Source organism: Novosphingobium sp. (genome assembly GCF_027489515.1).
GTDB lineage: Bacteria > Pseudomonadota > Alphaproteobacteria > Sphingomonadales > Sphingomonadaceae > Novosphingobium.
Map to the genome: position 1 here is coordinate 26,200 of NZ_JAIXZS010000030.1, position 18,166 is coordinate 44,365.

Here is an 18,166-nt window from a genome sequence, read left to right on the forward strand (position 1 = left end):
CGGGCATGCAAACCCGAACGTTCCTCCTCGCCGCGTCTGCCGCTCTGGCCCTCCTTGCCACTGGTCCTGCGCAAAGCGCGCCGCGCAAGGCTCCGGCAGACCCCGCCGCCGCGCTCCAGCAGCGCCTTCTCACCCTCGATTCCCACCTTGATACCCCCGCCTCGCTCGCGCTTCCGGGCTGGTCGATCATGGACGCACATACGGTCGAGGGCGATTACACGCAGGTCGACCTCCCGCGCATGAAGCAGGGCGGGCTCGATGGCGGCTTCTGGGCGATCTACACCCCCCAAGGCCCGCTCGATGCCCAATCCACCCGCAAGGCACGCGATTTCGCGCTGATGCGCGGCATTGCCATTCGCGAGATGGTTGCCGCACACCCGGAAAGCTTTGCCATTGCCAGCAAGGCCGCCGATGCCGCCGCAATCAAGGCAAGCGGCAAGCGCGTCGTCTACCTCTCGATCGAGAACGCCTGGCCGCTCGGCGAGGATCCCACGCTCCTGCGCAGCTTCTACGCGATGGGCGTGCGCATTGCAGGCTTCGCCCATTTCCGCACCAACCAGTTTGCCGATAGCTCGACCGACAAGGCCAGATGGGACGGCCTGAGCCCGCTCGGCGTCCAGCTCCTTGCCGAAATGAACCGCCTCGGCGTTGTCCCCGATCTCTCGCACAGCTCCGACCGTACGCTCGATGATGTGCTGCGCTTGTCCAAGGCGCCGATCGTGCTCACGCATTCCGGCTGCAAGGCCGTGTTCGACCATCCGCGCAACATCGATGACGCGCACCTCAAGGCGCTCGCTGCGGCCGGCGGGGTCATCCAGATCAACTCGGTCTATGTGAAGGGCCTCAAGCAGAGCGCCGAGCGCGAGGCGGCGATGAAGGCGCTTGAGGCCAAGTACCCCGAAGACCGCAAGCTGACCGCCGCCGAGCGCCAGTCCCTGCTCGCCGAGCGCCGCGCCATCGACGCGAAATATACCGAAGTCCGCGCGACCTTCGATGATGTCATGGCAAACCTGCTCCACGCCCTTCAGGTTGCCGGCGTCGATCACGTTGGTATCGGTCTCGATTGGGACGGCGGCGGCGGTGTGGCTGGCCTCGAGGATATTGCCGACCTGCCGAAGATCACGCGTGCGCTGCTTGCCGCCGGCTACAGCGAGGCGGACGTGGCCAAGATCTGGTCGGGCAATGTGTTGCGGGTTCTGGCCGCTGCCGAGGCCGAAGCGGAGCGCGAGAAGAGCTAGCGCACTTCCGGCTTCAGGCCGAGGTGCGCCGCCAGCACCTTGAGGTCGCGCTCTACGCCTTCGTTGACCAGCACCGCGATCTGCGGCTGGACCGCCAGCACCAGCGTGCCGTCTTCGACCATGAGCGAACTGCCGCTGATCCCTTGCGCGGTATTGCCGCTGAAGCGCCGGCACAGCCGCGTGGCAAATCCCCAGGCCTGCGCCGCGCGCAGTTGCTCGGGAAGCGCAAGCGGGGCAAGGTCGGCCGGCAGGTCGGAGCGCCCGGTGTTGGCAATCATCGCCGCCGCCAGCATCGCGCGGTCTGCCGGCGAGGCGCCGATCCAGCGCTTGCGCAGCGCCCATTCGCGCGCGAGGTCGCCGCGCAGGTTGGGCTCGACCATCGCGGTGGCGAGGCACAGCATCGTCGCGGTCAGTCGCAAGTGCTCCGTGCCCGCCGCCACGTCCGGCAGGCGCGCGGCCACGGTCCAGCCGGTCACCATCGCCGCGGTCCCGGCGGCAATGCCGTATTCGGCGGTGAACGCCGCTGCCCCCGCGACCAGCGGGTCCTGCACTCTCACGCCGGGGGCCATGCGGTCCCACAGCAGGCCCTCGCGCAGCCCCCATGAGGAAAACACCAGCCGCCCCGGTTGCAGCGCGCGGATCAGAACGAAAAGCAGCGCCGCAGTATCGGGCAGTGCGGCAAGGCGCGAGCTAGAAAGTCCCGGCACCGGCATCAGCGTCTCGGGCTTGCGCTTTGCCAGCACCTTCGCAAGGGCCTGGGCCTGCGGTGCGTCAATCTCAAAGCCGTGCGGATCGTCGATCGGCCAGCCCGAAGCCGTCATCGCATAGCGGGCAAAGGCGCGCAGTGATCCGCCGACGAGGTAAAGCGTCGAGCCGGGCGCCGCCTGCCAGTCCGCGCGCTTGAGCATCTTGGCAATCGTCTGCCCGAACGCCCGCTCGCCCCCGGCGCGCAGGCCCGGAAGGCGCAGCGTGCCCAGCGGTAGCGACGTGCCGTGCCGGCAGCCCGCCGCATCGACATCGACGAGTTCAAGGCTTCCACCGCCGAGATCGCCCACCACGCCCTCGGCGCGGGGAAACGCGCCGATCACGCCATGCGCGCTGGTGATCGCTTCCTCCTCGCCGCTCAGCAGCCGCGGCGAAAGACCCAGCGCGCGGATCTGTTCGAGGAACTCGCCGCCATTGACCGCATCGCGCACGGCTGCCGTCGCCACCACGTCGACATCGGTGATGCCCTTGAGGTCCAGCAGCGTGCGATAACGCGCAAGGCTCGCCAGCGCCGCTGCCGATGCGCGCTGGCCAAGCTTGCCGTTCTCGGCCACGCTCTTGCCCAGCCGCGCCGTCACCTTCTCGTTGTGCAGCACATCGGGCGCGCGCGCCGGCCCGCCATAGATGACGAGGCGCACGGTGTTGGAGCCGATATCGATGATCGCCCGGGTCGGCTCGTAGGAAGAGGCGCGGGTATAGCGGGTCATGCCGGGTATCGGATCACGCGGGTGACATCCCGCCGCGGCGCAGGGCAAGCTTGGGCACCTTGCGCCCCTTGCTAAGCGACGCCCCGCGTCCGGAGAGCGAGGGGTTGGTCATGAAGTAACGGTGCACGTTGAACGGCTTCGGACCCGGATCGGCGCGGTGATAGGTGCCGTCGGGCTCCAGAATCCAGCTCTGCTCGGTATCGAGAAGGTTGGCGAGCATGACCTGATCGAGCACCTGATCGTGCACCGTCGGGTTCTTGATCGGCACCAGCACTTCGACTCGCCGGTCAAGGTTGCGCGTCATCCCGTCGGCCGAGGAAATGAACACGCGCGCCCGCCGGTTAGGCAGCGGTGCGCCGTTGCCAAAGGCCCAGATGCGGCTGTGCTCAAGGAAGCGGCCGATGACAGACTTCACGCGGATGCGCTCGGAAAGCCCCGGCACGCCCGGCCGCAGGCAGCAGATCCCGCGTACCACGAGGTTGATCTCCACCCCCGCCGCACTCGCGGCATAGAGCCGGTTGATCAGCTGGCTGTCGGTCAGCGCGTTGAGCTTGGCCCAGATCGAGGCCGGCTTGCCCGCCTCGGCAAAGGCAATCTCGCGCTCGATGCACTCATAGAGTTTGCGCCGCACCCCGATGGGCGCAATCGCCAGCATCTCGGTCGCCTTGGGCTCGATATAGCCGGTGATGAAGTTGAACAGCAGGCCCGCATCGCGTCCGAATTTGGGGTCGGCGGTGAAGAAGCTGAGGTCGGTGTAAATGCGCGCCGTCACCGGGTGATAGTTGCCCGTGCCGAAGTGGCAGTAGGTGCGATAGCCTTCGCCTTCGCGCCGCACGACCATCGAGACCTTGGCGTGGGTCTTCCAGTCGACGAAGCCGTAGATCACCTGCACGCCTGCGCGTTCGAGCTGGCTTGCCCAGTGAAGGTTCTGCTCCTCGTCGAAGCGCGCCTTGAGCTCTACCACCGCGGTCACCGACTTACCAGCCTCTGCCGCCGCGATCAGCGCCGCGATCACCGCCGATTGCTTGCCCGCGCGGTAGAGCGTCTGCTTGATCGCCACGACGTCCGGGTCCGAGGCCGCCTGCCGCAGGAAATCGACCACCACGTCGAAGCTCTCGAACGGGTGATGGATCACAAGGTCCTTGGTGCGGATCGCGGCAAAGCAATCGCCGTCATGTTCGCGCACGCGTTCTGGATAGCGCGGGATGTAGGGCTCGAACTTCAATTCGGGCCGGTCGGTATCGACGATCACCGAAAGCCCGTTCATCGCCAGCAGCCCGCCTGCCTTGATCACCATCGCATGGTCGAGCCGCAGCTTGTCGCGCAGCAGGGCCTCGGCTTCGGGATCGAAGTTTTCCTGCACCTGCAGCAGAATGACCCGTCCGCGCCGCCGCCGCTGGATCGCGGTGCGGAAATAGCGCACGAGGTCCTCGGCGTCTTCCTCCACCTCGATGTCGCTGTCGCGCAGCACGCGGAAGGTGCCGTGGCCCTGAATGCGGAAACCGGGGAAGAGCTTTCCGGCCCCGCGCAGAATCAGTTCCTCGATGCTGATCCAGCACGCAGGTGCGCCCGGAACCCGCACGAAGCGCGGCAGCGCCGGGGGCACAAGGATCATCTCCGTCACCGCCTCGCCATCCGCCAGCCGCGTCAGGTTAAAGAGAATGCCGGTGCCTTGGTTGTTGATGAAGGGGAAGGGGTGCGCCGGATCGATCGCCTGCGGGGTCAGCGCCGGGAAAACGTGCTCCTCGAAGTAATGCGCCAGCCATTCGGACTGCGACTTGTCGAGCTTGCGGTCGCCGACGATGCGAATGCCCGCACTGTCGAGCTGCTCGGTGAGATCGGCAAGGATCGTCTGCTGCGCGCGTACCAGTTCCTCCACCCCGCGATAAGCCGCCTGGAGCTGCTGGGTAGGCGTCAGGCCATCGATCGAAAGCTCGTCGATCCCCTGGCGCACCTGCGCGGCGAGCCCCGCCACGCGCACCATCATGAATTCATCGAGATTGGTGCCCGAGATCGAGAGAAACCGCAGCCGCTCCAGCACCGGATAGCCCATGTTCTGCGCTTCGGCGAGCACGCGCCGATTGAACGCCAGCCAGCTCAGCTCGCGGTTGAAGTAGCGATAGGCGGGAAGGGAAGGGCTGTTTGTCGCATCTTCGGCTGACGGGCTGCTCGCCGCGGTCTGCGGATCATCCATTGTCCATGCTCCCCCCGATGTCCGCCGACGTGAGGCGGATCGCGGCGCGGCATGGTGGCCGATTGCGACAGAGCGATGACATGCGGGTGGCATAGCACAAGGCGGGGCAGGACAGGCAAGGGGCGCGCAGAGGTTTTGCCGGACCTTTGCGTGGCCGCTTGCCGGGAACCAACAACTGGGCCGGCGCGTTGCAGTAGGTAATGTCTACTCATTTCATCGACATTTTGCCCCGCTTTGGCGCGAGGCTATTCTCTACTCTATAGGTTGAGATAACCTCGTAGCCGGTTCTGGGAACGAATCGAAGGGCGGAGGGCACGCTGGCAGGTCTGGTGGCGGAACCAAAAGCTTCTCTTTGCCGTCCCCAAGTAGAACTCTAATGTCTATCGGAATAATTGAGTTTAGTCACGACCCGACGGTGCAGGGGACCACCCCGAGGCTGACGCAAACGGGAGTACGATGCATGACCACTCGCGACACACACCTTGCCCTTCGCCGCCGCGTGGTTCTTGCAGGCGCGCTGGGCCTGGGCCTCATGCTGGCCGGCTGCTCGGGCGGCGGAAGCAAATCGGGCGCGGTGGAGCTGACCAACGTCTCCTACGATCCCACGCGCGAACTTTATCAGGCGATAAATCCGGCCTTTGCCGCGTTCTGGAAGCAGAAGACCGGCAAGGACGTGACCTTCCGGATGAGCCACGGCGGCTCGGGCAAGCAGAGCCGCGCGATCATCGACGGGCTCGAAGCTGACGTCGCCACGCTGGCGCTCGCTTATGACATCGACGCCATCGCGGAGAAGGGCAAGCTGCTCCCGGCCGACTGGCAGAAGGCTCTGCCGGACAACAGCGCGCCCTATACCTCGACCATCGTGTTCCTCGTGCGCAAGGGCAATCCCAAGGGCATCAAGGATTGGGGCGATCTGGTGAAGCCCGGCGTCGAGGTGATCACCGCCAATCCCAAGACCGGCGGCGGCGCGCGCTGGAACTTCCTCGCGGCCTGGGCTTATGGGCGCAAGGCGGGCGGTTCGGATGCGGCGGCCGAAGCCTACGTGAAGCAGCTGTTCCAGCACGTGCCCGTGCTCGATAGCGGCGCGCGCGGCTCCACCACCACGTTCGTCGAGCGCGGCATCGGCGACGTTCTCATCTCATGGGAAAACGAGGCCTTCCTCGCCGAAAAGAAGCTCGGCGCGGGCAAGTTCGAGATTGTCGCGCCCTCGATCTCGATCCTCGCCGAACCTTCAGTCGCGGTCGTCACCGCCAATGCAAAGAAGCATGGCACCACCGAAGTGGCTGACGCATACCTGCGCTATCTCTACACGCCGGAGGCGCAGACCGCGATCGCGCACAACTTCTACCGTCCGCGCGATCCGGCCATCGCACAGCAGTTCAAGGCGCAGTTCCCGGAAATCCCGATGGTCACCATCGACAAGGATTTCGGCGGCTGGGCCAAGGCGCAGAAGACCTTCTTCGACGATGGCGGCGTGTTCGACCGCATCTACACGAAGAAGTAAGGCGGGGCAGGGGGCTTCACCATGTCCGGTCCAACCTTGGCCAGCAGGCGCTGGAGGCAGCCGTCCGTGTTGCCCGGCTTCGGCCTCAGCTTCGGCTTCACGCTTGCGTGGCTGACGCTGATCGTGCTGATCCCGCTCGCCACGATCTTCCTCAAGGCCGCGGGGCTCGGCTGGTCCGAGTTCCTCGCGGTCGGCTTCAGCCGGCGCGCGATGGCCGCCTATCAGCTGAGCTTCGGCACCGCTGCCGTCGCTGGCCTCGTCAATGCGGTGTTCGGCCTGATCGTCGCGTGGGTGCTGGTGCGCTACGATTTCACCGGCAAGCAGGTGGTCAGCGCGCTCGTCGATCTGCCCTTTGCGCTGCCCACTGCGGTCGCCGGCATCGCGCTCACCGCGCTCTACACGCCCACCGGCTGGATCGGGCAGTTCCTTGAGCCGCTCGGGATCAAGGTCGCCTTCACCTGGATCGGCATCACCATCGCGCTTGTCTTCATCGGCTTGCCCTTCGTGGTCCGCTCGGTCGAGCCGGTGCTGGCCGATCTCGGCCGCGAGGTAGAGGAGGCCGCCGCGACGCTTGGTGCTACCCGGTGGCAGACCTTCACCCGCGTGATCTTCCCCGCCATCGGCCCCGCGCTCCTTACCGGCTTTGCGCTCGCCTTCGCACGCGGTGTCGGGGAATATGGCTCGGTGATCTTCATTTCGGGCAACATGCCCGGCCGCACCGAGATCGCGCCCTTGCTGATCGTCACCCAGCTTGAGCAATACGCCTATGCCGGCGCCACCGCGATCGCCGTGGTGATGATGCTCGCCTCTTTCGCGGTGCTGCTCCTGATCAACCTCGTGCAGGCCGCCAGCCGGCGGAGGACGGGCGCATGAGCATGGCTCCCACCAGCGAAAGCCCGCTTGCGCGCGCTGCGCTCATCACGGTCGCGCTCGTGTTCCTCGGCTTCTTTCTGCTGCTGCCGCTGCTCGCGGTGTTCAGCGAGGCGCTGCGGCAGGGCGCCGGGCCGTTTCTCGATGCGCTGCACACGCCCGATGCGCTGGCCGCGATCCGGCTGACCTTGCTGATCGCGGCGATCTCGGTGCCGCTCAACATGGTCTTCGGCGTCGCTGCCAGCTGGGCGATCACCAAGTTCCAGTTCCCCGGCAAAGCGCTCCTTATCACGCTGATAGATTTGCCTTTTTCGGTCTCTCCCGTGGTCTCGGGGCTGATCTTCGTGCTCCTCTTCGGCGCCAATGGCCTGTTCGGCGCATGGCTGGCCGAGCACGATCTCAAGATCATCTTCGCGGTGCCCGGCATCGTGCTCGCCACGGTCTTCATCACCTTCCCCTTCGTCGCGCGCGAGCTCATCCCGCTGATGCTCGAACAGGGTAAAGATGATGAAGAAGCCGCGATCTCGCTGGGCGCGAACGGCTGGCAGACCTTCTGGCATGTCACCTTGCCGAATATCCGCTGGGGCCTGCTCTACGGCGTGCTGCTCTGCAACGCCCGCGCCATGGGCGAATTCGGCGCCGTCTCGGTCGTCTCCGGCCATATCCGGGGCGAGACCAACACGATGCCGCTCCATGTCGAGATACTCTACAACGAGTACGATTTCGTCGGCGCCTTCGCGGTCGCCTCTCTCCTCGCGCTGCTCGCTCTGGTGACTCTGATCGCCAAGACGGTCCTCGAATGGCGCTTTGGCCTCCATGCAGGAGCACGGCATTGATCCACCTTCGCGGCATCACCAAGCGCTTCGGCGATTACCCGGCGCTGCACGGCATCGATCTTGATGTCGCACCGGGCGAGTTCATCGCGCTGCTCGGCCCGTCGGGCTCGGGCAAGACGACACTCCTGCGCATCATCGCGGGCCTCGAATTCCAGGACAGCGGCACCGTACTGCTTGGCGGCGAGGACGTGTCCTCGCTGCCCGTTGCCCAGCGCCACGTCGGCTTCGTGTTCCAGCACTACGCGCTGTTCCGCCACATGACGGTGGCCGACAACGTCGCCTTCGGGCTCAGCGTCCGCCGGGGTAAGGACCGCCTGCCCAAGGCCGCTCGCCATGCCCGCGCCGAAGAGCTGCTGCGCCTTGTCCAGCTGGAAGGTCTCGGTAGCCGCTACCCCGGCCAGCTTTCGGGCGGCCAGCGCCAGCGCGTTGCGCTTGCCCGTGCGCTTGCGATCGAACCGCGCCTGCTACTCCTCGATGAACCTTTCGGCGCGCTCGATGCCAAAGTCCGCAAGGACCTGCGCCGCTGGCTGCGCGATCTGCACAAGCAGATGGGCCTCACATCGATCTTCGTGACGCATGATCAGGAAGAAGCCCTCGAACTCGCCGACCGGGTCGTCGTGATGAACCAGGGCCGCATCGAGCAGATCGGCGCACCCGACGCGGTCTACATGAACCCCGAGACGCCTTTCGTTTCGCACTTCGTGGGGGAGACCAACCGGTTGCCAGTGCCGGGAACTGCCGCGGGCAGCGAAATCCACTTCCGCCCGCACGAGATCACGCTGGCGCCCGATGGTGCCGAGGCGCTGCTCGTCGACAACGTGTTCCGCAAGGGCGCGGTGTGGCGCGCGGAAGGGCTTCTCGAAGGCAGCGGACAATTTGTCGAGCTCGATCTGCCGAGCAGCGGCGAAGCACCCCGCCTCGGCCAGACGATCCGCTTCAACCCCCACCGCGCACGCATGTTCAACGCAAATGGAGACCAGACCCAAGGAGAAACCCGATGACCACACCGACCCCGCCGGCTGATGCCCAGCGTCACCTCGAGGAAAGCCTCGCCAGCGTGCGCGAGGCGCTCACCGGCCTGCGTTTCGGCACCGTCGCTCTGACCGTGCACGAAGGTCGCGTCGTCCAGATCGACGTAACCGAGAAGAAGCGCCTCAAGCCCAGCTGACCTGACCAAACAACCACAACCAAGACACATCACCCACTCAATCACTGAGCCCACCGGACCACCGGAGGCATCGTGAGACCCAGACAAAGGATCGACGATGACTTTGCGTGTTCTCCTCCTCGCGGGGGCGGCTATCCTGCCGCTTGCCGCCGCCCCGGCGCTTGCTGCCGATACTCCTACCGTGGCTTCGGTCGCCGAAGCGCCAGCTGACCAGACCACTTCGGTCGGCACCGGTCAGTCCGATAACGACACGATCGTGGTTACCGCGCGCCGCCGCACCGAAACCGCACAGCAAGTGCCGCTCGCCATCTCGGTTGTCGGGGGCGATCACATCGATGCCACAGGCGCCTTCAACGTAGGCCGCCTCCAGCAGCTGACCCCGACGCTGCAGTTCACCTCGTCCAATCCGCGCAACACCTCGGTCAACATCCGCGGCCTCGGTGCGCCGCTTGGCCTTACCAACGATGGCATCGAGCAGGGCGTGGGCATTTATGTCGATGACGTCTACTTCGCGCGCGTCGCCTCCTCGACCTTCGACTTCCTCGACGTGAAGCAAATCGAAGTGCTGCGCGGGCCGCAGGGCACGCTCTATGGCAAGAACACCACCGCCGGCGCGATCAATATCACCAGCCGCGCGCCGACGTTCGAGCCCGAAGGCCGCTTCGAGATCAGCGCCGGCAACCTCGGCTTCACGCAGGCCAAGGCCGCGGTCTCGGGTCCGGTGTCCGATACGCTCGCGGTGCGTCTCGCCGCCTCGCTCACCCGGCGCGACGGCACGATCTTCAACGTGACGTCGAAGAAGTGGGTCAACAGCCAGGAAAACCTTGGCCTGCGCGGCCAGCTGCTGTGGAAGCCCTCCGCCGGCGTTGAGTTCACGCTGGCCGGTGATTTCAGCCACCAGAACCCCAACTGCTGCACGCAGGTCTACGTGCGAACCGGTGCCACCCAGCGCCCGCTTAACCGCCAGTATGCCGCCCTTGCCGCAGCGCAGAACTATGCCGTGCCCAGCACCAATCCGTTCGACCGCCTGACCGACGTCGACACCCCGCTGCGCGCGCGCAACCAGATCGGCGGCGCCTCGCTCCGCGCGAAGATCGATACCGGCATCGGCACCATCACCTCGGTCACCGCATGGCGTTTCTGGAACTGGGATCCCTCGAACGACCGCGACTTCCTCGGTCTGCCAATCACCTCGAAGTCGCAAAATCCCTCGCACCAGGACCAGTATTCGCAGGAACTGCGTCTTTCGGGCGAGACCGGCCGCTTCGGCTATACGCTCGGCGCCTTCGGCTTCTACCAGAAGATCCGCACCGAGGGCATCCAGCAGCAGGGCGCGGCGGCAAGCAAGTGGCTGATCAACCCGACGAACGCGCTCTCGAACGATCCGACCGTGCTCGACGGGCTGACCGCGAACAACGACATCAACTTCAAGAACACCAGCGCCGCGATCTTCGGCAAGTTCTCGTACAAGCTGACGGACAGCTTCTCGATTCAGCCGGGCTTCCGCCTCAACTACGACAAGAAGGAAGGCAGCTACAATTCGGTCGTGACCGATGGCGCGGGCAACCTGCTCGTGTTCAAGACCGATGCGGCCGGCAAGACCCTCAACACCGCGCGCGAGCGGGCGCAGCTTGCCGTACTGGCGCCGCAGTCGTTCCTCGCGAACTTCAGCGATTGGAATTTCTCCGGCGACGTCACCGCCGCGTGGGATGTTACCCGCGATGTCCACCTCTTCGCGACGTACGCCAAGAGCTTCAAGACCGGCGGCATCAACCTGAACGGCGTGCCGGCCGATGCCGTCACGGGCGTGCCGCTGCTCGACCTTGCCACGATCAAGCCGGAATCCGTCAATCACTACGAAGTGGGGATCAAGACCCAGTTCCTTGATCGCAAGGCGACCTTCAACATCTCGGCCTTCCGCACCGATATCAGCAACTATCAGGCGCAGGTCTCCAACTTCGCGGTCGGCGTGATCCGCGGCTATCTTGCCAATGCCGAGAAGGCGCGCTCGCAGGGCGTGGAGTTCGATGCCTCATTCCGTCCGAGCGAACGCTTCAACATCTATGGCAACGGGGCCTATACCGATGCCAAGTTCGTCTCGTTCAAGAATGCGCCTTGCCCGCCTGAACTGTCCGGTGGCAGCGCACAGCCGCTTGATGCCAACGGCGTGCCGACCGCACCTGCTTCGCCGGCGGGGACCCCCGGCGGCGTGAGCCCGGCCCAGTGTGACATTTCTGGCGCGCAGCTGCCGGGTGTGTCGAAGTGGGCATTCTCCTACGGTGCGGAGGGCAATGTCCCGGTCAAGTTGTTTGGCAAGGAAGGCCAGCTCTACCTCGGCTTCGATGGCAACTACCGTTCGGCCTGGTCGTCCAACGCCAGCCCTTCGGCCTATACCAACGTCGATGGCTATGCCCTGTCGAACTTCCGCCTCGGCTTCCGCACGGAGGGCGGGATCGACATCTTCGGCTGGGTCCGCAACGCGTTTGATGTCCAGTACTTCGACCAGCTTGCGGTCGCACCGGGCAATACGGGCCTGATCGTCGGCAACATCGGCGATCCGCGCACGTTTGGCGGCACGGTCAAGCTGACGTTCTGAAGAATGCAGGTGAGGGGAAGGGCGTCAGCGCTCCTCCCCCGACACTCTGGAAAACCCCTCCCGCTTGCGGGAGGGGTTGGGGTGGGCACGCGCAACCGCAGCGCCCGCCATGACGCTCAATTGTTCCCCTGAATGAAGTCCCCCAGCACGCCGAGCGCGGAGCCTTCACCGCGGTTCTGCCCGCCGCCGGGCATGGCAGCCGCCAGCATGCGTCCGGCCAGCCGCGCGAAGGGCAGCGATTGAATCCACACTTTGCCCGGGCCGGTCAGCCGCGCGAAGAACAGGCCTTCGCCGCCGAACAGCACGCTTTTTACGCCACCTGCGCCGATCAGATCGAAGGTCACGCCCGGCGTGTAGGCGGCAAGGCAGCCGGTATCGACATGGAGCTCCTCGCCTGGCGCCAGAGTGCGCTCGGTCAGAGTGCCGCCCATCTGCACGAAGACCCAGCCATCGCCTTCCAGCTTCTGCATGATGAAGCCTTCGCCGCCAAACAGCCCGGTCATGATCCGGCGCTGGAAGGCCACGCCGATGCTCACGCCGCGCGCAGCGCACAGGAAGCTGTCCTTCTGGCAGATCAGTGTGCCGCCAAGGTCAGACAGCTTGAGCGGCAGGATCGCGCCGGGGGTGGGGGAGGCGAAGGCGACGCGCGCCTTGCCGTGCCCGGTGTGGGTGAAGACCGTGGTGAACAGGCTCTCACCTGTGATCAGCCGCTTACCCGCGCCCAATAGCTTGCCCATGAAGCCGCCGCCCTGATCGGCGCTGCCGTCGCCGAACACCGTGGTCATCTCGATCGAGCTGTCCTTCCACACGAAGGCGCCCGCCTCGGCCACCGCGCTTTCACCGGGATCGAGCTCGATCTCGACAAATTGCAGTTCCTGCCCCTTGATTTCGAAGTCGATGTCGTCGGCGACGCCGCTTTCGCGCATGTGACGCCAGGGATTGTTCGATGCCATTGCAGGTCCTCGCTCGGGCTGATGGTTGGTCCGCGCCCACCATAGCCCATGCCGCGCGCCTTGCAGCAGGCTTTTACGCGGCGTTGGCGGCGCCGTCCGGCCAGACCAGCGCAAAGGCGCTGGCCTCATCAAGCGGGCGGCCGAGGTGGAACCCCTGGCCATATTCGCAGCCCATCTCGCGCAGCGATGCACCCTGCTCGCGCGTCTCGATGCCCTCGGCGACGACCGAGAGATTGAGGTTGCTGGCTAGGTCGAGGATCGCGCGGATGATCTTGCGGCTCTTGGGATCGTCCATCGAGGCGATGAACGAGCGGTCGATCTTGAGCGTGTCGAACGGAAGGTTCTGCAGGTAACTGAGCGAGGAATAGCCGGTGCCGAAATCGTCGAGGCTGGTCTTCACGCCCCAGCTGCGCACTTGTTCGAGCACCTGCCGGGTCTGGTCGGGATCGATGATCGCGACGCCCTCGGTCACTTCGAGCCGCACCAGTTCGGGCGGCACCCCCGTTTCCAGCAAGACACGGCGCACATGCGCTGAGAAGGTGGGCTGGAGGAATTGCTGCGGAGCAATGTTGATGCTGATGTAGGGCAATTCGCCCGCGCTCATTCCGCGCTCCGTCAGGTCCCGGTGCAGCCGCGCCATTGCATTGCAGGCCTGCCTCAGCACCCAATCACCGATGAACACGATCAGGCCGCCCGCCTCGGCCGCCGGAATGAACCTTCCCGGTTCGACGAGCCCGCGTTCGGGATGGTTCCAACGGATCAGTGCCTCGAACCCGCGCAAACGTTCGCCCTGATCCTGAAGAGCACCAAGCGCGAAGATCGGCTGATAGAAGAGCGTGAACTGCTTTTCGCGGATCGCATCGCGCAGCTCGCTTTCCAGCGCCATGCGGTTGCGCCGCTCGTTGCCGAGTGCCTCCGAGAAGGTGACGACGCCGCCGTGCCCGCCAGACTTGGCCTCGTACATCGCCAGGTCCGCGTCCTGCCGCAGTTGCTCGACCGAGCCATAGCCCGCGGCGCTGTGCGCAATGCCGATCGAGAGGCCGACATTGACGTATTCGTCCCCTACCAGGATCGCGCCCTTCAGTGCATCGATCAGCGCGCCTGCGAGGTCCATGGCAATCCCCGGATTGGGCAGGGAATCGAGGACGATGACGAACTCGTCACCGCCGACCCGCGCGAGCGTCGCCCGCCAGGCGTGCTCATCACCGCGCCGTCGCCCGCCCATGCAGGCCGCGATGACGCTGTCGAAGCGCCGCGCCGTCTCGATCAGCACAATGTCGCCGGCGTGGTGGCCATACTTGTCGTTGATCGCCTTGAAGCCGTCGAGGTCGATCACCAGCACGGCGAGGCCTTCGCGGCTCTCGGGCAGACGCTCGAATGCCGCGCGCGCGCGTTCATCGAGGAGCGTGCGGTTGGGCAGCCCCGTCATCGCATCGTGCAACGCATCATGGACCAGCGCCGCGCGCGCCCGCTCGCGTTCGATAACCCGCGCGAGCTGGGTTGCCGCCTGCGTCACCGTCAGCAGGATCGCGTCCTTGTCCATCATTGCAGTGCGCGCGAAGAATTCGAGCACGCAGACAATCTCGTCCCCGATCATGACCGGGAACCCGCAGACTGCGCGGATCCCGCACGAGGCCGCGGCGACCCTGCGGCAGAAGTCGGTGGCGAGTTCGGCCTCGTCGATCCAGTGCGGATGGACATCGCGTAGCACCCGACCTGGCAGGCCCTCGCCGCTCGGGAATGTCCGCTCGCGCGAAGCTTCCACCAGCGGGAACAGCCGCGCCGGTTCAGACGTGAACCACGCGACGCAGGAAACCGCCTTGCCGCTGCGTTCGACGCGATAGGCCGTGCCGAAGGCCCAGTTCATATGCTCGCAGATCTCCTTGAGCACTTCACCGATCGCCTCGCTGAAATCGTTGGAGCGGTTGGCGCAATCGGTGATCCGCTGCAGCAGCGCGAGCCGCACCTGGCTTTCGTAGAGCTCACGCAGCCCCCGTTCGGCAATCGCCTCGGCCTGGAGCCGCCCTTCGCGCTCTCGCTGGACAAGGCGCTCGAGCCGCTCGACTGTTGCGGCAAGATCGGAGGGAAGGGGGATCGGCTCCTGCTTCATCGCGACCGGCTCAACGCGACCAGTCCAGCGCGATCCGGCATACCGGGTGCCCGTCCAGCATGCAGGAAAGGTGCTCGATCTCTACCTGGTCGCCATAGTGGTCCGCCGCGCCCTCGATGAAGCCATGCGCCAGTCGGCACATCCGCCGCGGCGACTGGTAGGCGAGGCCGATGCGCCCGTCGTCCAGATCGTGGAAATGGAAATGCGGGCAGCCCGCCCCGGCATAGAGCTTGCGCACTTCGGGATGGATGATGTCGTTGATGCTTGCGACGAACGATTGCGCGCTCTGATGCGACGTGAAGAACATCTCGTAGCGTTCGCGAAGCAGCGGAATGGCGCTCCGCCCGAACCAGCGCAGCACTTCGCCCGCGCTCAGCCCCAACGCGGCCGAAGCCGCATCGACGAGCCGGATCACCTCGCTGTCGGGATAACTGCCCAAAGAGGTATAGGCGCCTTCCAATCCTGCCATCTCGAGCAGGCCGTCCCACGCCAGCAGCCCGTGCTCGCGTACCACGGCATCCTCGAGCAGATTGAATACGACGCCCTTCATCGCTTCGCGCACACCTTTCGTCAGGCCTGATCAGTGGCGCCATGCCACTACCGCCGTGCGCGTCGCATGAAGCTGGCTATCGTGCGCATTGCCTATTGATGTGGGCGGGGCTGGTAACCATGTTCCCGATGGGTCGGCACGGGCCCTATTGATCGAGCCAGTCAATCAATCTGCTCAGGATTGATCATTAGCGCCGCGCACCATCTCGCGCTAAGTGCCCTCCTGCCATCACGGCTCCCCATTCATGCGGACCATCCCGGTCCGCGATCACAAGGAAGCGAACCGCATGTCTCTGCTGAGCACCCCGATCAAGCCCTTCGCCAACACGGCCTATAAGGAAGGCAAGTTCGTCGACATCACCGAGGCCGATATTGCCGGCAAGTGGGCGGTGTTCTTCTTCTACCCGGCCGATTTCACCTTTGTCTGCCCGACCGAGCTCGAAGATCTCCAGGACAACTACGCCGAGCTGCAGAGCATGGGCGTCGAGGTGTTCGGCGTCTCGACCGACACGCACTTCAGCCACAAGGCCTGGGCAGACAGCTCGCCCGCGATCGGCAAGATCACCTACTACCTCGTGGGTGACCAGAACCACACGCTGACCAATGCGTTCGACAACCTGCGTCCCGGCGTCGGCCTCGCCGATCGCGGCACCTTCGTGGTCGATCCCGATGGCGTGATCCAGCTGATCGAAATCACCCCCGAGGGCGTGGGCCGCAATGCGGCGGAACTCGTCCGCAAGATCAAGGCCGCCAAGTACTGGCGCGAGCACCCCGGCCAGGTGTGCCCGGCCAAGTGGGAAGAAGGCGGCGAGACCCTTGCGCCGTCGATCGACCTCGTCGGCAAGATCTGATCTGAAGACTCTTCGCGAGAGCGCCGGCATTCCCCCCGCACGGCCTCTCGCAAACCGCCGGGCGGCGGCCTTTCCCTCCCCCTCCGCCGCCGCCCGGTCTCGTTTTTCCTTCCGTGTTCTTTCCCTCCCGCCGGTGCCAGCCGCCGCGCGAATGAACCTGCCTGCCCATCGATCTGCCCCCGCTGATCTTCAAGGAACCTGCGCCCATGTCGCTCCTCGACGCCGCCACCACCGCCCAGCTCAAGACCTATCTCGGCAAACTGCGCCGCCCGATCGAGCTTGTCGCAACGCTCGGCACCGATGCGAAGAGCAACGATATGCGCAGCCTCGTCGAAGAGATCGCAGTCCTCTCTGACAAGGTAACCGCGCGCCTCGACGGGACCGACGAGCGCCGCCCCAGTTTCGCCATCGGCGCTGTGGGTGAGGCTGCGCGGGTCACTTTCGCCGGCCTCCCGCTCGGGCACGAGTTCACTTCGCTGATCCTTGCACTGCTCCATGTTGGCGGCCACCCGCCCAAGGAGGAGGCCGATCTCCTCGAGACCGTGCGCACCCTTGAAGGCCCGCTGCACTTCGAGACGTTTTTCTCGCTCACCTGCCAGAACTGCCCTGACGTGGTGCAGGCGCTCAACATCATGGCCGCGCTCAATCCGGCGGTTACGCACGTCGCCATCGATGGCGCGCTGTTCCAGGACGAAGTCGAGCGGCGCAAGATCATGGCCGTCCCGCAGGTGTTCCTGAACGGAGAGCTGTTCGGTCAGGGCCGCATGGACCTCGCACAGATCGTAGCCAAGCTCGATACCGGCGCGGTGGCCCGCGCGGCCGAGAAGATCGCCGCCAAGGACCCGTTCGACGTCCTCATCGTCGGCGGCGGACCCGCGGGCGCCGCGGCGGCGATCTACGCCGCGCGCAAGGGTATCCGCACCGGCGTCGTTACCGAGCGTTTCGGTGGGCAAGTGCTCGATACGATGGGTATCGAGAACTTCATCTCGGTACAGCACACCGAGGGCCCGCGCCTTGTCGCGCAGCTGGAACAGCACGTGAAGGACTACGATGTCGACGTAATGAACCTGCAGAAGGCGGTCGGCCTGAAGCCTGCCAACGGTGACGGCCTTGCGACGGTCGAGCTCGAAAGCGGCGCTGCGCTGCGGGCAAAGACCGTGATCCTCTCCACCGGCGCGCGCTGGCGGCAGATCGGCGTGCCCGGCGAGGACGAGTACCGCAACAAGGGCGTCGCGTACTGCCCGCACTGTGATGGCCCCCTCTACAAGGGCAAGCGCACGGCGGTGATCGGTGGCGGCAACTCGGGCGTCGAGGCTGCGATCGACTTGGCCGGCATCGTCGCGCATGTGACGCTGATCGAGTTCGACAGCGAATTGCGCGCCGATGCGGTGCTCCAGACCAAGCTCAGGAGCCTGCCCAATGTCACCGTGATCACCTCGGCGCTGACGACCGAAGTCACTGGCGATGGCGAAAAGGTCACCGGGCTCGTCTACCGCGACCGCAAGACCGAGGAAGTCCACACGATCGCGCTCGAAGGCATTTTCGTCCAGATCGGCCTCGTGCCCAACACTGAATGGCTGCATGGCGCGCTTGCGATGACCAATCGCGGCGAGATCGAGATCGACAGCCACCTCGCGACCAGCTTGCCAGGCGTTTTCGCAGCGGGCGACGTTACGACCGTGCCCTACAAGCAGATCGTGATCGCGATGGGCGAAGGCTCCAAGGCCGCGCTTTCGGCCTTTGATTACCTGATCCGCCACTGAGCTGCGCATGCCGTGTCATGTCGTTCTGGCTCCCCGCCTCGGCGGGGGCTCCAGAACGACAT

Annotated in this window: 14 protein-coding genes; 9 read left to right on the forward strand and 5 right to left on the reverse strand. The window is 65.4% G+C overall.

Translation table 11 applies throughout. From position 1 onward, the window contains the following. Positions 1–5: 5 nt before the first annotated feature. Positions 6–1,238: a dipeptidase gene (locus Q0082_RS05310; RefSeq protein ID WP_298190639.1), complete on the forward strand. Its 1,233-nt coding sequence runs from the start codon at positions 6–8 to the stop codon at positions 1,236–1,238. Here the strand turns inward: Q0082_RS05310 and Q0082_RS05315 are convergent. Further along, positions 1,235–2,710 (reverse strand): exopolyphosphatase, encoded by a 1,476-nt coding sequence (locus Q0082_RS05315; RefSeq protein ID WP_298190641.1) that lies wholly within the window; start codon positions 2,708–2,710, stop codon positions 1,235–1,237. The two genes, Q0082_RS05310 and Q0082_RS05315, sit on opposite strands and share 4 nt — an antisense overlap. A 13-nt stretch (positions 2,711–2,723) precedes the next feature. Next, positions 2,724–4,904: an RNA degradosome polyphosphate kinase gene (locus Q0082_RS05320; protein WP_298190643.1), complete on the reverse strand. Its 2,181-nt coding sequence runs from the start codon at positions 4,902–4,904 to the stop codon at positions 2,724–2,726. 532 nt (positions 4,905–5,436) lie between these two features. Between Q0082_RS05320 and Q0082_RS05325 the strand changes: the two genes are divergently transcribed. The 6 genes from Q0082_RS05325 (at position 5,437) to Q0082_RS05350 (ending at position 11,878) form a co-directional block, all read left to right on the forward strand. Then, positions 5,437–6,408: a sulfate ABC transporter substrate-binding protein gene (locus Q0082_RS05325; protein ID WP_366522511.1), complete on the forward strand. Its 972-nt coding sequence runs from the start codon at positions 5,437–5,439 to the stop codon at positions 6,406–6,408. A 21-nt stretch (positions 6,409–6,429) separates the two neighbouring features. Continuing rightward, complete coding sequence (gene cysT, locus Q0082_RS05330) at positions 6,430–7,281, forward strand: sulfate ABC transporter permease subunit CysT (protein WP_366522509.1); 852 nt, start codon at positions 6,430–6,432, stop codon at positions 7,279–7,281. Next, on the forward strand, positions 7,278–8,114 hold the full coding sequence (cysW, locus tag Q0082_RS05335; protein ID WP_298190649.1) for a sulfate ABC transporter permease subunit CysW: 837 nt from the start codon (positions 7,278–7,280) through the stop codon (positions 8,112–8,114). The genes cysT and cysW overlap by 4 nt, the downstream gene beginning before the upstream one ends. After that, positions 8,111–9,115, forward strand: coding sequence for a sulfate/molybdate ABC transporter ATP-binding protein (locus Q0082_RS05340; RefSeq protein ID WP_298190651.1), 1,005 nt, complete (start codon positions 8,111–8,113; stop codon positions 9,113–9,115). Before cysW ends, Q0082_RS05340 begins: the two co-directional genes overlap by 4 nt. Beyond that, positions 9,112–9,282 carry a YezD family protein gene (locus Q0082_RS05345; protein WP_298190653.1) on the forward strand — a complete coding sequence of 57 codons (171 nt, stop codon included), beginning with the start codon at positions 9,112–9,114 and terminating at the stop codon, positions 9,280–9,282. The genes Q0082_RS05340 and Q0082_RS05345 overlap by 4 nt, the downstream gene beginning before the upstream one ends. 97 nt (positions 9,283–9,379) lie before the next feature. Beyond that, positions 9,380–11,878 carry a TonB-dependent receptor gene (locus tag Q0082_RS05350; protein ID WP_298190655.1) on the forward strand — a complete coding sequence of 833 codons (2,499 nt, stop codon included), beginning with the start codon at positions 9,380–9,382 and terminating at the stop codon, positions 11,876–11,878. 116 nt (positions 11,879–11,994) lie between these two features. Here the strand turns inward: Q0082_RS05350 and Q0082_RS05355 are convergent, their stop codons facing one another. The 3 genes from Q0082_RS05355 to Q0082_RS05365 all read right to left on the reverse strand — a co-directional run bounded on the left by Q0082_RS05355 (position 11,995) and on the right by Q0082_RS05365 (position 15,491). Next, the gene (locus tag Q0082_RS05355) at positions 11,995–12,831 is read right to left on the reverse strand and encodes an AIM24 family protein (protein ID WP_298190657.1); all 837 of its coding nucleotides are present in this window, start codon (positions 12,829–12,831) and stop codon (positions 11,995–11,997) included. A gap of 73 nt (positions 12,832–12,904) precedes the next feature. Next, positions 12,905–14,941, reverse strand: coding sequence for a bifunctional diguanylate cyclase/phosphodiesterase (locus Q0082_RS05360; RefSeq protein WP_298190659.1), 2,037 nt, complete (start codon positions 14,939–14,941; stop codon positions 12,905–12,907). Positions 14,942–14,951: 10 nt separating this feature from the next. Beyond that, on the reverse strand, positions 14,952–15,491 hold the full coding sequence (locus Q0082_RS05365; protein WP_298190661.1) for a heme NO-binding domain-containing protein: 540 nt from the start codon (positions 15,489–15,491) through the stop codon (positions 14,952–14,954). A 286-nt stretch (positions 15,492–15,777) separates the two neighbouring features. Between Q0082_RS05365 and ahpC the strand changes: the two genes are divergently transcribed. Together ahpC and ahpF are read left to right on the forward strand one after the other, a co-directional pair. Next, positions 15,778–16,341, forward strand: a complete 564-nt coding sequence (gene ahpC / locus Q0082_RS05370; protein ID WP_298190662.1) for an alkyl hydroperoxide reductase subunit C — start codon at positions 15,778–15,780, stop codon at positions 16,339–16,341. A gap of 206 nt (positions 16,342–16,547) precedes the next feature. Next, positions 16,548–18,104 (forward strand): alkyl hydroperoxide reductase subunit F, encoded by a 1,557-nt coding sequence (gene ahpF, locus Q0082_RS05375; protein ID WP_298190663.1) that lies wholly within the window; start codon positions 16,548–16,550, stop codon positions 18,102–18,104. Positions 18,105–18,166: the final 62 nt, after the last annotated feature.